The organism is Colwellia sp. KS18-150 (assembly GCF_057551365.1).
This window is the reverse complement of record NZ_BAAJMC010000001.1, coordinates 67,897-82,397: the sequence shown is the minus strand read 5'-3', so window position 1 is coordinate 82,397 and position 14,501 is coordinate 67,897. Positions and strand designations below refer to the sequence as shown.

Genomic DNA, 14,501 nt, shown 5'->3' with positions numbered 1-14,501 from the left:
GGGTTCACATATAAAGTTACAGCAACTATAAGCGAAATACATACATATTAAAAAGAACCAATGGTAAATGTTTCACGCTATTTGTTACAATTTATGACTATAGCCTATATATTTAAATAACTGTATTTATTGTAGATAATGGATTGCTTGTTCAGTAACACATTGAGTAAAGCTTTTTTTGCGCTCACTTCGAGATAAAGACAAAATAGCTTTTTCCACTAAAGCCATTTTTTGTTGACGCTCTACCGCAGGTAAATGAGCTAACTGTTCATGAAAACAGCCTAATAAACCAAAATTAAGGGCAACATCAGATTGCATATCATCATCACCTAAGCAAAGTGCTAACTTTTCAGCCAATTGATTTCTATCTACTTTAGTAATTAACTCTGCTAACTGATACTTAGCTGAGTCTACGTTTCGCTCTTTATTACACGCGTAAAACATATCGGCAACCGCAACTACGGGGATCAAGGCGTTGTGCTGCTCACTATATTTTTCCATCAACCAAGCATTGTGTTCAGCAGTAGCTCCTGTTGATGATGAATTGGATGGTGATGCCTGAGAGCTTGAAGAGATAGCTAGGATTACAGTAGACAAAGTGAAAGAGTAGAGAGTCTTTTTCATCGTAGGAAAATAACTTAATTTTGATTTTAAATAACAATTAACTTAAGTATACCGCGTATATTTTAAGATACTAGGGTATGTAGTGAAAATAGAAATCCCCTCTATTTATACCTTTAAACCAAGCTGTCGTTTTACTATAGCTCCTCGACATAATGAACCGTGCAATAGTTGTTTTAGTTATAATTATGTAGTGCTTAAAGTAATATTGAATATACAACAATCAATGAGTGTGGTTAGTTATGTGGCATGCTAAATTGTTATAAGTATTTTACTAACCATTATTAGCATTAAAAAAGGCGAACTTTTGCAAGAAAAACCTATAATAGCAAGCATAGAAAATGAAGTTTTTCACCAATCCCATGTCGTGGGGCTATTTGCCTTGGTAGGTATGTCAATTACCGCTTCTATGGGTATTCTTGGCTTGCTTAATAATAACTTAGTTTTATCCGCTGCTTTATTTACTGCAAGTTTTATCTATGCTTTGGGCTATTACGCTTATAAAAAATTCAATAACGTTAAGCTCAGCTCTGCTATTGTTTTGTACTCCCTCTATCTTTTAATGTTTTACCTTGTATTTACCGGTGGTGTTGAGAAAACTGGGCCCTTGTGGGTCTATATCGTTGCTCCGGTATCTGTTTTTATCCATGGCTTGAGGCGTGGTTTAATCGATATCGCCATTTTTGTAGTCATTATTAGTCTTATCATGTTTATGCCAATAAATATTATTGAGCATGCGGTATACACCATTGAGTTTAAACTAAGATTATTATACTCATTTCTAACCATTACCTTTTTATCCGCCTTGTATGAATACTCTAGAGATAAATCGTATCAGCACACATTAGAACTTAGTAAAAAATACCAACAACTAGCTAATTTTGACCCATTAACGGACTTAACAAACCGTCGTGGTGCTCTTGCCATTTTAAAGCATGAGCAAGCGAGAGCTAAACGTAACGAAGAGCCACTCACGATTATCTTATGTGATGTTGATCATTTTAAAAATATCAATGATCTTTATGGACATAATGTCGGAGATCAAGTACTCACAGCACTTGCACAATTATTCACTCAAAGTATCCGAGACCAAGATTGTATAGCGCGTTGGGGAGGGGAAGAGTTCCTCTTCATTTTACCTCAAACTCTGGCGAGTAATGCCAATGTCATTGCCGAGAAAATTCAAGAAAAACTGCAACGGCCATTGCTTAATGACAAAGGTAGTTCGATTACAGTTACCGTCAGTATGGGGATTGAGCAGTTCGCCATAGAACAAAGCATTGACGAGGTGATTAACAATGCTGACAAGTTTTTATACCAAGCAAAAAATGCCGGTAGAAATCAAATATTTCCAAAGTTTTCTAACTTGTAAACGTGATAAATAAAAAAGCCCTACGATAATGGTAGGGCTTTATTCAGATGTTAACTACAAGGGCTTTTAGTTAGCAACTTGATGAAGATGCACATCACGTTGTGGATATGGGATGCTAATACTTTCTTTATCAAAAGCAGCTTTAACTTTTTCCATCATATCGAAATAGTAAGGCCAGTAATCATCAGAGTTAACCCAAGGGCGTAGATATAAGTTGATAGAGCTATCACCGTGCTCACCTAACCAAATATCGGCAGGCGTTGTAGTTAAAGTTCTTTCATCGGCTTCAACCAGTGACATCAAGATAGCTTTCGCTTTTGCCACATCATCGTCATAACCAATACCAAAAACAAAATCCACACGTCGCGTACCTTCAATATTAATATTTTTAATACAACCATTTGATAACGGGCCATTAGGAATAATAACGCGCTGATTATCTGGAGTTTTTAAAATAGTATTGAAGATTTGAATTTCTTCAACGCCACCAAGGTAGCCTTGTGCTTCAATGACATCACCCTTTTTGAATGGACGGAATAATAAAATAAGTACTCCGCCAGCAAAGTTTGCCAAGCTGCCTTGTAGCGCTAAACCAATAGCTAAGCCTGCTGCACCTAAAATAGCAATCAACGATGTAGTTTCGATACCTATCATCGAAGCAAAGATGATAATTTGAATAGCTTTTAGGAAAGTGCGAGAAATACTGATCAAAAATTGATGTAACGTTACTTCAACTTGTTTTTTTCTCAACCCTAACTCAACTAAATTCAAGGTTTTATTGATTAACCATTTACCAACTAAATATACAACAACCGCTAAAATAAACTTGATACCAAACTGCAAGCTCATTTCACCAACCATTTGTAGATAATGTTCTATTTTTTCTAAATCAATTTCCATGGGTCCACCCTAAATAGATTAACAATTTTTTAACGATTGTAACCCTTTTCGTGTGATCTGTAAATTTAAAGTGATAGTGTAACCCAGGTAATTACATTCTTTCTTCACATCAAACATTTACACTAAAATCCTTTAAAAACAACTATCAGCAATCCAACAAAAATTAATAATCATAATTTTTGTGATTATTAATGTCTTATTCTACTATTAAATAAGTTAATTATAAAAACAATGTAAATGATAACCAATGTCATTTACATTACTAAAAAAATCGCTTAGAATAGCGCCGATAAAAAAAGTTCAATAACATTTACAAAATTTACAATTTAATGGTGAAGTAATGAATCTGAAGAAAAATGCACTAGCGCTAGCAATTATTACAACCTTATCTGCCTGTGGCAGCTCTAGTAGCGATAACGATGATAATGGTGGTGTTACACCTAATACGGCTCCTACGGATATTACTCTAAGTAATGCTGCTGTAGAAGAAAACACAGTTGCCGGTGTTATCGGTACGCTTTCTGCTACTGATGCTGACAGTGGTGATACATTTACTTATACCATTGATGATGAACGTTTTGCTATTTCGGGTAGTGAGTTATCACTTGCCGCTGAAACGGCTTTAGATTTTGAAACAGTACAATCTATTGATGTTAACGTAACCGTAACGGATAGCGAATCTAATACCTTCTCAAAAGCATTAACCATTGAAGTTACCGATTTATTAGATACTTATACTTTTAACAGCCAATTTATTGATGGCGATTCAGCAGTTTCATATAGCGGCCAAACAGCTCGCCACGTGTTAATTGCAGAATTAAATAATTACATTGGTAATCAATTAGAAGCAGATTTAGACGATGGCACCCTTACCACTCGTGATGCAGTCATTGCTCAACTAGATAAATATTTCCGTACTACAGAAGATCAATATGATAACTTCCCAATTACCTTCATCGATGATACTAAACAAGTGTTCATCGCAGATATTTCAAGTAGCCATAAAAATTTAGAAGATAAATTAGCTGGTAATGATGCTGGTGGTCAAGAAAAAGACTGGAATGGTGGTGATTTTGCCGGTTGGGGTGTTAAAGGTTCGATCACACCAACTGAGCTAATTGATGTATTTTTTGGTCAATTGGCTGATAACGCTGAGCAACACTTAAATGGTGTCGTTCGTCAATCAGTCACTGGTGATGATATTTCAGAAGTATACCTAAACGAAGATGGTACTGATCTTAAGCAATTAATCCAAAAATTCCTATTGATGGGTATCACATACTCACAATCTACTGGTGACTACCTAGGTGAAGATACGGACGGCAAAGGTTTAACTACCGACAATATCTCACAAGATGGTGGCACAAAAGCTTATTCAAAACTAGAACATCAATTTGATGAAGGCTTTGGTTATTTTGGCGCAACACGTGATTACCTAGCCTACAATGACAATGAAATTTCAGCTAAAGTAAGCTCTGACGAAGACGGTCGCAGTGATTGGAACGGTATGCATGACACTGATGGTGACGGACTATATGACTTAACTTCTGAAGTTATTTTAGGTAATGCCGCTAATGCTGCAAAACGTGACCGTGGCACAGCAAGTGGCGCCGCACCAACTGATTTCACTAAAGATATCATGGAAGCTTTTCTAGTTGGTCGTAATATCATCAACGAAAATGCTGGTATGGACTTAACCGATGAGCAAATGACCGCTTTACTTGAGCAACGTGACATCGCTGTTGACGGTTGGGAAAAAGCGATAGCTGCTACAGTAGTTCATTATATTAATGATACCTATGCTGATTTAGCAAACTTTGGCACTGACGATTTTAACTATGCTGATTTAGCGAAACATTATTCTGAATTAAAAGGCTTTGCATTAGGATTACAGTTTAGTCCTTATACAAAAATATCAGATGCAGATTTTGAAGAAATTCATACGTTAATTGCTGATAAGCCGGTACTAGATACTGCTGAAAATGTTACTGCATACCAAGCAGATCTAATGACAGCCAGAGACATCATTGAAGCCGCATTATCTTTTGATGCGGATAACGTAGAAAACTGGTAATGTATCAATAGCTTAAATTATTGATAATGTATTAAGCTTGAACTAGCAATAGTTCAAGCTTTCGTCGTCTTAAGGGTTTATTTTTGTGTTTCATTTAAGAAAAAAAATATTAACAATTACCGCAGCAAGTTGCTTAACGTTACTAGGCTGTAACCAAGAAACCAGCTCAACAGCAGGTGAAGGTTACGATCAAACTAAAGATACCGATACTGAGTTTAATCAACTCGCTATGGTTACCGCGTTAACAGATAATGTTATCACACCAACTTTTGAAAGCTTTGCAAGTCAAACTCAACTGCAAACCACAGCAGTAACTGAGTACTGTATTGCTGAACAAGCATTTCAAAATCAAGAGATAGAGCAGGCAGCACTATCCGCTGCGCTTCAAACAACACAAGACCAGTGGCGTGCCACCATGGATTTATGGCAACAGGCAGAATTAATGCTACTTGGCCCCTTGCAAGATGACGATGGTTCATTACGTAATAAAATATACTCTTGGCCAACCATTAATAGCTGTGGTGTTGATACTGATGTAGTTCATTTCTTAAATAACACCATTATTAACGGCAAACCCTATGACATAACTACACGCACTGCTTCTAGAAAGGGCTTAGCTGCGTTAGAGTATTTATTATTTAATTCAACATTAGCCCACAGTTGTGAGGCAAATAGCGCGCCACCAAATTGGGACAATTTAACAGAGCCTGAGCAAAAACTTGCTCGCTGTAATTTTGCCAGTGAAGTCGCTAACGACATAAACAACAATGCTGAGATTTTGGTCGATTTATGGTTAGCTGATGATGGTTACGCTGCCAAATTAAAACAAGCAGGCAGTGTTGATAGTGAATTTGCCACTGAGCATGATGCTGTTAACCGCATCAGTGATGTTATGTTTTACCTTGATTCTTCAACTAAAGATGGCAAGTTAGCTGAGCCACTTGGGTTAGTTGCCAATGCGTGTGGATCTCAAGCCTGCCCTGAAGCTGTGGAATCAAAATACAGTGCTAACTCATTAGCCAATATTCTCAATAACTTAATTGGCTTCGAGAAATTACTCACAGGTGAAGAAGGACTTGGTTTTGTTGAATACCTAAATGATGTGGGTGATGAAGACACCGCCAATACCATGACAGCAGATGTAACTAACGCCATTGCAACAATCAATGCTTATGAACAAACATTAGCAGAAGCCTTAGCAAACAACCCTGAAACGGTTGAACAAACTCACGCAGAGGTGAAAAAAGTGACTGATAAACTCAAAGTTGACTTTATCAATAGTCTTGCCCTGGAATTACCGCAAACTTCAGCGGGAGATAACGATTAATGTCTGCACAATTAAATAAATACTTTTTATCAATTCTAGCCGCCAGTGTAGTTAATATCGCAAATGCCAATGAAAAACCATTAGATGACATAATAGATAGCGCTGCAACAGAATTAACCGAAAGACTACAAATCATTGGTCATAGTGATAAGTTAAGAAAAGAAGCGGGATCCGCGACCTTAATTGGCGAAGTTGAATTAGAAAAGTTTAACTTCGATGATATTAACCGAATTCTTTACAGCGTACCTGGTATTAATATCCGTGAAGAAGATGGCTATGGTTTAAGACCAAACATCGGCTTTCGTGGTGCAACACCAGAGAGAAGTAAAAAAATATCTGTTATGGAAGATGGTGTATTAATCGGTCCTGCTCCTTATTCAGCACCAGCCGCTTACTATTTCCCAATGATGAGTAAAATGACCTCGCTAGAGGTTTTTAAAGGTCCTTCAGCAATTAAATACGGTCCGAATACCGTGGCCGGCGCCTTGAATATGACCACTCGCCAAGTACCAGAAGACAGTGAAGGAGCAATTGAACTAGCCCTAGGCAGTGATGGTTTTGGCAAAGCTAAAGCCCACTATGGTAATACTAACGGTAACTTTGGTTATTTAATCGAAGCAACTCACCTTGAAGCAGCTGGCTTTAAAGAGCTTGATGGTGGCGGTGACACTGGTTTTGAAAAAAACGATGTTATGGTTAAATTGCAGTATGACTTGAGCTCAAATGGTACGAGCCAGTTAGTTGAATTAAAGTATGCCATTTCTGACGAACTCTCCAATGAAACCTATTTAGGCTTAACGGATGAAGATTTTGCTAACAACCCAAATCGTCGATATGTCGCGAGTCAAAATGATTTAATGGACTGGCAACATCAACAGCTACAGCTTACTCATTACATTGGTCAAGATAATTTTGATATTACCACACGTATTTACCGTAATGATTTTGAGCGTTCTTGGTACAAAGTTAATGGCTTTAAAAACGGTATTGTTCATCGTGATTTGCAAGAAATCTTAGCAAACCCTGATGATGAGGTTAATGCTCAATTCTACCAAGTGCTAACAGGTCAACGTGATACCCAAAAAGAATATGAGAAAATAATATTAGGTGACAATTACCGCGAATACTTCTCACAAGGTATTCAAAGTGAATTACACACTTCAGTAACTTTATTTGGCTTAAAACACAAAATAAATACGGGTGTGCGTTTCCACCAAGATCAAATTAAGCGTTTCCATACTGAAGATGCTTATTTAATGCAGTCAGCTATATTAGTGAGTGACGGCTCAGAAACAGTTGCCACAACCACCAACCTTGAAGAAACCGATGCCTTAGCGGTATTTTTGCAAGATACAATGACCCTAGACAAACTTGATTTAACCTTTGGTATTCGCGGTGAATATTTTGACTCTTTATATCAAAATAAAACCGTCGGTCAAGAAGATGACTGGTTGAAAAAAGACAATAGTATTTGGTTACCTAGTGTTAGTGGCTTTTACACATTAAGTGAAAATGCAGGGCTATTTTTTGGGGTTCATGAAGGTTTTATTCCAACAAGCCCAAAAGAAAGTCCTGAAATAGACATTGAAAATAGCATTAATTATGAAATTGGTGGTCGTTATAATAGCGGTAATAGCCAGGTTGAAATTGTCGGCTTCTTCAATGACATTAAAAACTTAAAAGAAAGTTGTACTTTTTCTGCGGCAGCCAGTTGTTCAGACAGTTTGGATGAAGAATTTAATGGCGGTGAAGTCGATGTATTAGGTATTGAATTCACCGCAAAGCATAACTTCGAATTAAGTAATGGTTTAGAGATTCCACTCTCTGTAGTTTATACTTTTACTTCTTCAGAGTTTAAATCAAGCTTTGAGTCAGACTTTCCAATGTGGGGTACAATCACTAAAGGTGACGAATTACCTTACTTACCTGAAAACCAGCTAACATTGAGTACTGGTTTATTAGGGGATTCATGGGAAGTAAATATCATTGCCCGCTACATTGATACCATGTTAGAAGCTTCTGGTGATGATGTGACCTTATCAGGTGTTTCAACTGACGCTTATATCGTACTTGATGCCTCAGCTAACTATAACTTTGGTGAGTTCGGCATAGTTTACCTGAAAATTGATAACCTACTAGACGAGCAAGAAATTGTTAGCCGCCGCCCGTACGGTGCTCGCCCTAGTAAACCGCAGCAATTACAGATAGGATATAAATATAGTTTTTAATACTTATTCATCATTGCAACATTCAAGGCAGTAAATCATCTCGATTATGCTGCCTTTAAATCCGTATTTTAGTCACCTTTATGCTAGATTTTTTATCTATTAACTTAACCGAGTTATTAACCTATTTTACTGATGCCAATAAACGGATTTTTTGGATTTATATTGCTTCGGCTATGCTATTAGCCCTTCCTGTCTATTGGATGAGCTATCAAAGTCGCTCTGTTCAAGGTTTTTTTTCTTATCTTTTTCCTAAAAAAATCTATACTGCCACTTCTGCAAAGCACGACTACGCATTATTAGTTCTCAACAAATTAATCAAAGCGGCCTTGTTTCCACTAATAATATTTACCATGGCACCACTGGCCCTTGGCATCACATCAGGGCTTGAATTTGTTTTTGGCGAACCTAACTTTATCGAATTACCCATAGGCACTATTACACTTATTTTCACCGTGTTTTTATTTTTGGTTGATGATTTCACCCGCTTCGCCTTGCATTATTTACTACATAGAATTCCATATTTATGGGAATTTCATAAAGTTCATCACTCTGCCACCGTACTAACACCCTTTACTATATACCGTTCACATCCAGTAGAAAGCTACCTTTATGCCTGCCGCATGGCTATCACTCAAGGTGTAGTGGTTGGTATTTGTTACTACTTTTTTGGTCCAACGTTAAAAATGATGGACATTCTTGGCGCTAATGTATTCGTGTTCCTATTTAATTTTTTTGGCTCAAATTTAAGACATAGCCATATCAGGCTAAGCTTTGGTGATACTATTGAAAAATGGTGGCTTAGCCCTGCTCAGCATCAGCTACATCACAGTAACCAGCCAAGGTACCATCACTCTAATTTTGGTACGGCCTTAGCTATTTGGGACAGGCTATTTAATTGTCATAACTTAGCGTCTAGTGTTAAAGAGATCACTTTTGGTTTAGAGCATAAAAACCTAGATCATTCGACCTTATTAAATATTTACTGGCAGCCATTTACCTTAATTGCCAAAAGGCTTAGAAATAAACGCTAGTAATAAAGTAAACAGAAAACACCGTTAGGACAAAGCGACTACCATGATAAAACTACGCGACTTAGAATACCTTGACGCCATTGATACCCATAAACATTTTGGTAAAGCGGCAGAGTCGTGTTTTGTCAGCCAACCCACCTTAAGTGGCCAGCTTATCAAGTTGGAAGAACAATTAGGCTTACAGCTAGTTGAGCGTCATCGTAAAAATGTATTGCTTACCCCTGCTGGCCTGCAACTAGTGAAAGATGCCCGTAAAGTACTACGCGCCGCTAGCGATTTTGAAATGTCAGCAAAAGCCTTGCTAGATCCCTTGTCGGGTGATTTACACATAGGCATGATCCCAACACTTGCCCCTTATTTATTACCCCACATCATGGCTTCCCTCAATAAGGCATTACCTGAGATTAATTTCTTCTTGCACGAAAACCAAACCAAAATACTGTTAGAAGAATTAGATAGTGGCAAGCTTGATATATTAATATTGCCCTACCTCGATGAAATGGCAGCTTTTGAAAGTTATCACCTATTTAATGAGCCACTTGTACTCGCCACGCCTAAAAACTATCAGTTAGCTGCCAAAGAAAAGCTCGAACTCATCGATCTACAAGGGGAAAAAATTCTTACCCTCGCCGATGGTCATTGCCTAAAAGATCAAGCAATGGGTTATTGCTTTGCCGCAGGTGCCAATGAGGATAATAGTTTTCAAGCCACCAGTTTGGAAACGCTACGCTATATGGTGGCTAGCAACCAAGGCATAACTTTACTGCCCGCTTTGGCCATACAAAATCAAAATGAACACGACAATATCACTTATCGCCAATTTGAAGCACCACAACCCATAAGAGAAATATCACTGCTCATACGTCCTAATTATTCACGTATGTTATGTGTACGCACTATAGTGGCTAATGTCAGAGAAACAATCAGTAAAATCTTTTCAACATAAAGCTATTTGGTAGCTACGGCATAACTTTTTGTTGCCACTCTTTCTGTGATTTTTGAGATTCTTTAATGATCCAATTGCGAAAAATATTAATTGCCTGATCATTTTCATAAGTTTCAGGACATACGAAATAGTATGATTCTTCCTTTAACGCCATATAATCATGCGCAACAACAAGCTTCCCTTCGTCTAATAGAGGATCTGCTAGAGGTCTATACATAGGAATTATTCCTAACCCATCAACAGCAGCTTGAGTTGCAACCGCAACATTATCAAAAACAATATTCCTCTTGCATGTTGTTAAGGATGGCGAGCTAGTTTTTGAAAGCCATTGGCTCCATAAGTTAGGTAAATGGTTATAATGCAACCAATTATATGTGGCCAAACTGCTTATCTCATTTTTGTTAAATGCCTCATCTAATAATGAGGGAGCACACACTGGCTGAAAATATATATCAATTAACTTATCGCTTTGACAACCAACCCAATCCCCTTTTCCTAAACGAATTGCCGCATCCATGTGTTCACCTGAAAAATCAATAGAGTCATCCAAGGTATCAAAGTTATTGGTAAAAAAGGAGAGGATTAAATCGGGATGAGCTTCTTCAAGTTTGTAAAGTTTACTCATTAGCCAAGTGGAATTTAGCGTAGCAGAGATACCTAGTTTAATTTTCATTTCTTCAGTACCATGATGTAATTCATTAGTTGCCACTTTTAAATCTGCAAAAATACCAGAAATTGAGTTAGCATAAATCAACCCTTGCTCTGTGAGTTCTAAGCCAACTTTGTGGCGTTCAAATAATTGAAATCCGAAATAATCTTCCAGATTTTTAATTTGTCGACTGACGGCAGATCGAGTGATAAAAAGTTCATCAGCAGCTTTTGTGAAACTTAATAAGCGTGAAGCGGCAAGGAATACCCAAAGCGTATTTAAAGGTGGTAATCGTTTAGACATAAAACTCCTAACCTAGTATTAAAGTAATAGTTGAAAAGTTTTCGTCTATTTTCAACTATTAATTACCGTAACATCATGATATTAAATTGTCATTTTAATTTCCTAAAGCGATATATTAGCAAACCAATTTTAGTTAAAAGTTACCATGACTTAGTTATTTAATGCTCAATGCCTCCCAGACAAAGATATTTAATTTCTATATAATCTTCAAGACCATACTTCGATCCTTCACGACCATTCCCCGATTGTTTAATGCCACCAAAAGGGGCCACTTCAGTTGATATAATACCCTCATTAATACCAACAATGCCATTTTCTAATTGTTCTGCAAATCGCCAGATTCTAGAATAATTTTGTGTATATAAATAAGAGGCTAACCCCGCTTCCGTAGCATTAGCTAATTCAAGCGCTTCTTCTTCAGTATCAAAAGAAAAAATTGGTGCAATGGGACCAAAGATCTCTTCTGTAAATACTCGCATTTGAGGTGTTACATCAGTCAGAATTGTGGGTGGATAATAACATTCACCTAAACTTGGATTTGCACCACCTAATATTATTTTAGCACCCTTTTCCGTAGCTTCTTTCACCATGCTATCAACATTTTCGACTGCACTTTTGTTTATCAAAGGGCCCATCGAAACTTTATCATTAACACCGTTACCTACAATAAGTTTTTTAGTTTGTGCAACCATCTGATCTGAGAACTCTTGAAAAATAGCACTATGTACTAAGAAACGGTTAGCACAAACACAAGTTTGTCCGGCATTTCTAAATTTAGAGGCAATTGCTCCCTGTACTGCTTGCTCTATATCCGCATCATCAAAGACTATAAATGGAGCATTTCCACCGAGCTCCATAGAAGTTTTTTTAACGGTATCAGCACATTGCTTCATTAATAACTTACCAATCTTCGTTGAGCCAGTAAAAGAGAGTTTCCTAACAGTTTTATTTTCTGTTAATTCTTTTCCTATTTCTTCTGCGTTAATACCAACGACTATAGAAAATAAACCCTTAGGAAGACCCGCTCGCAGGGCTAATTCAGCTAATGCTAATGCACTTAATGGTGTAGATTCTGCTGGTTTAACAATAACGGCGCACCCTGCGGCTAATGCTGGTGCCACTTTACGCGTAATCATTGCATTAGGAAAATTCCACGGTGTAATGGCAGCAACAACACCTATAGGCTGCTTAATGGTTAGTAATCGTTGAGTAGGGTTAGTATTTGGAATGACATCGCCATAAATTCGCTTCCCTTCTTCAGCAAACCATTCTATATATGATGCACCATAAAGGATCTCTCCTTTTGCTTCCACTAAGGGTTTACCTTGTTCAGCCGTGAGAATAGCAGCTAAATCATCAATATTTTCAATAATTAAATCATACCAATACTTCAATATTACCGCGCGTTGTTTTGCTGTTTTTTGTTGCCAATTTTGCATCGCATTTTTGGCACATGTTATGGCATAACGTGTCTCGCTTTTACCTGCACTCGCTAACTGACATATTTCGGCACCTGTAGCGGGATTAAAAACTGAAAAAGTGTGGTTTGAGTCTCCATCGACCCATTCGCCATTAATAAATAGTTGTTTTTTTAGTAATGAAGGATCATGTAAAGTAAGCATTAGTATTCCATTTGATATTTGTAAAAGAGTCACAATTAAAACTAATTATTTAATTGTGACTAAAGGGTAAATTATGTTTTAGGTGATATCTCTAATGAATTCATCGTATTACGGTAATTAGGCAAACACTGTTTCAACAATAGTGCCGAGCCTGCCATTGCAATACTTGTAATAAATAATAAAGAATATCCAACATCTTCAGGGGAGCCGAAAATATAATCTGTAGATAAAGCAACTAGAGTAGGACCAAGTCCTAAACCTATCAAATTAACAATAAACAAGTATAACGCGCTGAATTGACCTCGCATATTACTAGGTACAACTTCTTGAATAGCTGCGGGACCAAGACCCATCATAAAATTAGTGAAAAATGTAGATATACCTAGAAACACTAAGACTAAAGTTAAGCTAGAAATTACAGGGTAGATTAGCGTTGGAATAATGCCAATTATCATTGCCCACATAGCAACACGTATTTTAGCATCTACTTGCCCTTTTTTAAAAAGTCTATCTGCAATTGCACCGCCAGTAAGAACCCCACCAGCACCACAAAACAGCACAATTAAACCAAATGCTAAGCCAACATCTCCGCCAGACATACCATGAACACGAATGAGATAACTAGGCACCCAAGCTAAAGCACCATATCCTGCAATTGAGGCAAGCGCAGCTCCAAAGTTATGCAGCAACACCGTTTTCTTGTTGTTCTTCAAGTAATTGACTACATCGGAAACAGGCACTACTTCAGCTTGCTCTTTTGTACGCTTAGGCTCTTTTAAAGTAAATAGTAAAGGAGCTAATAATATTCCAGGTAAGCCGACTGCAAGAAACACGGCTTGCCATGAGTATATTTCACCAATAATGGGTAACGAAATTGTAGAAAATTCAGCTGCCCATTGAATCACCATGCCACCAACAATAAGTGCTAAACCGCCACCTAGGTAAATTCCCATTGTATATATGCTAATCGCTTTAGCTAGGTGCTTTTTTTCGACACTATCAGCAATCAACGAATAGGCGGCAGGTGACAAACCTGCTTCACCCACACCCACACCCATGCGTGCAAAAAATAATGACCAGTAACTTTTAGCTAAGCCACATGCAGCTGTCATTAAACTCCATAAAAAGATCGACCCTGCAATAATTCCTCTACGACTTTTACTATCAGCTAATCGACCTAAGGGTAAACCCATAATGGTATAAAATAAGGCAAAAGAAAGGCCTTGTAATAAACTCATTTGGGTATCGCTAATATCTAAGTCACGTTTCATCGGTTCAACAAGTAAACTTAAAATTTGTCTATCGATAAATGAAAAGGTATAAGCTAGTAATAAGATGAAAATCAAATAGGCGGTATAAAAGTTTTTTCTTGATTCGCCCTTTTCATGGTAACTGTTTTGATTAATTGTTTTGTCTGTCATATAGCTA

11 protein-coding genes are annotated in these 14,501 nt (G+C 37.3%); 6 read left to right on the top strand and 5 right to left on the bottom strand.

Annotation, left to right across the window (positions count from 1 at the left end; genetic code table 11):
* Nucleotides 1-126 precede the first annotated feature (126 nt).
* On the bottom strand, nucleotides 127-624 hold the full coding sequence (locus AC27IF_RS00385; protein ID WP_487051061.1) for a hypothetical protein: 498 nt from the start codon (nucleotides 622-624) through the stop codon (nucleotides 127-129).
* 304 nt (nucleotides 625-928) lie between these two features.
* Between AC27IF_RS00385 and AC27IF_RS00380 the strand changes: the two genes are divergently transcribed.
* The gene (locus tag AC27IF_RS00380) at nucleotides 929-1,993 is read left to right on the top strand and encodes a GGDEF domain-containing protein (protein ID WP_487051060.1); all 1,065 of its coding nucleotides are present in this window, start codon (nucleotides 929-931) and stop codon (nucleotides 1,991-1,993) included.
* A 66-nt stretch (nucleotides 1,994-2,059) separates the two neighbouring features.
* On the opposite strand, the gene AC27IF_RS00375 is transcribed toward AC27IF_RS00380, so the two are convergent.
* The gene (locus AC27IF_RS00375) at nucleotides 2,060-2,893 is read right to left on the bottom strand and encodes a mechanosensitive ion channel family protein (protein WP_487051059.1); all 834 of its coding nucleotides are present in this window, start codon (nucleotides 2,891-2,893) and stop codon (nucleotides 2,060-2,062) included.
* 340 nt (nucleotides 2,894-3,233) lie between these two features.
* On the opposite strand from AC27IF_RS00375, the gene AC27IF_RS00370 reads away from it, so the two are divergent.
* From AC27IF_RS00370 to oxyR, 5 genes are all read left to right on the top strand, one after another.
* The gene (locus tag AC27IF_RS00370; RefSeq protein WP_487051058.1) at nucleotides 3,234-4,967 is read left to right on the top strand and encodes a DUF4856 domain-containing protein; all 1,734 of its coding nucleotides are present in this window, start codon (nucleotides 3,234-3,236) and stop codon (nucleotides 4,965-4,967) included.
* An 85-nt stretch (nucleotides 4,968-5,052) separates the two neighbouring features.
* On the top strand, nucleotides 5,053-6,294 hold the full coding sequence (locus tag AC27IF_RS00365) for an imelysin family protein (protein ID WP_487051057.1): 1,242 nt from the start codon (nucleotides 5,053-5,055) through the stop codon (nucleotides 6,292-6,294).
* Complete coding sequence (locus AC27IF_RS00360; RefSeq protein WP_487051056.1) at nucleotides 6,294-8,522, top strand: TonB-dependent receptor family protein; 2,229 nt, start codon at nucleotides 6,294-6,296, stop codon at nucleotides 8,520-8,522. The genes AC27IF_RS00365 and AC27IF_RS00360 overlap by 1 nt, the downstream gene beginning before the upstream one ends.
* Nucleotides 8,523-8,602: 80 nt before the next feature.
* Nucleotides 8,603-9,553 (top strand): sterol desaturase family protein, encoded by a 951-nt coding sequence (locus AC27IF_RS00355; RefSeq protein ID WP_487051055.1) that lies wholly within the window; start codon nucleotides 8,603-8,605, stop codon nucleotides 9,551-9,553.
* Between the two features lie 43 nt (nucleotides 9,554-9,596).
* Nucleotides 9,597-10,499, top strand: coding sequence for a DNA-binding transcriptional regulator OxyR (gene oxyR, locus AC27IF_RS00350; protein WP_487051054.1), 903 nt, complete (start codon nucleotides 9,597-9,599; stop codon nucleotides 10,497-10,499).
* 13 nt (nucleotides 10,500-10,512) lie between these two features.
* Here oxyR and AC27IF_RS00345 read toward each other — a convergent pair whose 3' ends face one another.
* The 3 genes from AC27IF_RS00345 to AC27IF_RS00335 form a co-directional block, all read right to left on the bottom strand.
* Entirely contained in the window at nucleotides 10,513-11,451 is a 939-nt protein-coding gene (locus AC27IF_RS00345; RefSeq protein ID WP_487051053.1) for a LysR family transcriptional regulator, read from the bottom strand.
* Between the two features lie 158 nt (nucleotides 11,452-11,609).
* Entirely contained in the window at nucleotides 11,610-13,073 is a 1,464-nt protein-coding gene (locus AC27IF_RS00340) for an NAD-dependent succinate-semialdehyde dehydrogenase (protein ID WP_487051051.1), read from the bottom strand.
* Between the two features lie 71 nt (nucleotides 13,074-13,144).
* Nucleotides 13,145-14,494, bottom strand: a complete 1,350-nt coding sequence (locus AC27IF_RS00335; protein ID WP_487051049.1) for a spinster family MFS transporter — start codon at nucleotides 14,492-14,494, stop codon at nucleotides 13,145-13,147.
* Nucleotides 14,495-14,501: the final 7 nt, after the last annotated feature.

Bases quoted from the DNA above. Each gene is read 5' to 3' on its own strand.
- oxyR (WP_487051054.1), top strand. From the start codon at position 9,597: ATGATAAAACTACGCGACTTAGAATACCTTGACGCCATTGATACCCAT.
- AC27IF_RS00355 (WP_487051055.1), top strand. From the start codon at position 8,603: ATGCTAGATTTTTTATCTATTAACTTAACCGAGTTATTAACCTATTTT.
- AC27IF_RS00360 (WP_487051056.1), top strand. From the start codon at position 6,294: ATGTCTGCACAATTAAATAAATACTTTTTATCAATTCTAGCCGCCAGT.
- AC27IF_RS00335 (WP_487051049.1), bottom strand. From the start codon at position 14,494: ATGACAGACAAAACAATTAATCAAAACAGTTACCATGAAAAGGGCGAA.
- AC27IF_RS00370 (WP_487051058.1), top strand. From the start codon at position 3,234: ATGAATCTGAAGAAAAATGCACTAGCGCTAGCAATTATTACAACCTTA.
- AC27IF_RS00340 (WP_487051051.1), bottom strand. From the start codon at position 13,073: ATGCTTACTTTACATGATCCTTCATTACTAAAAAAACAACTATTTATT.
- AC27IF_RS00385 (WP_487051061.1), bottom strand. From the start codon at position 624: ATGAAAAAGACTCTCTACTCTTTCACTTTGTCTACTGTAATCCTAGCT.
- AC27IF_RS00345 (WP_487051053.1), bottom strand. From the start codon at position 11,451: ATGTCTAAACGATTACCACCTTTAAATACGCTTTGGGTATTCCTTGCC.
- AC27IF_RS00375 (WP_487051059.1), bottom strand. From the start codon at position 2,893: ATGGAAATTGATTTAGAAAAAATAGAACATTATCTACAAATGGTTGGT.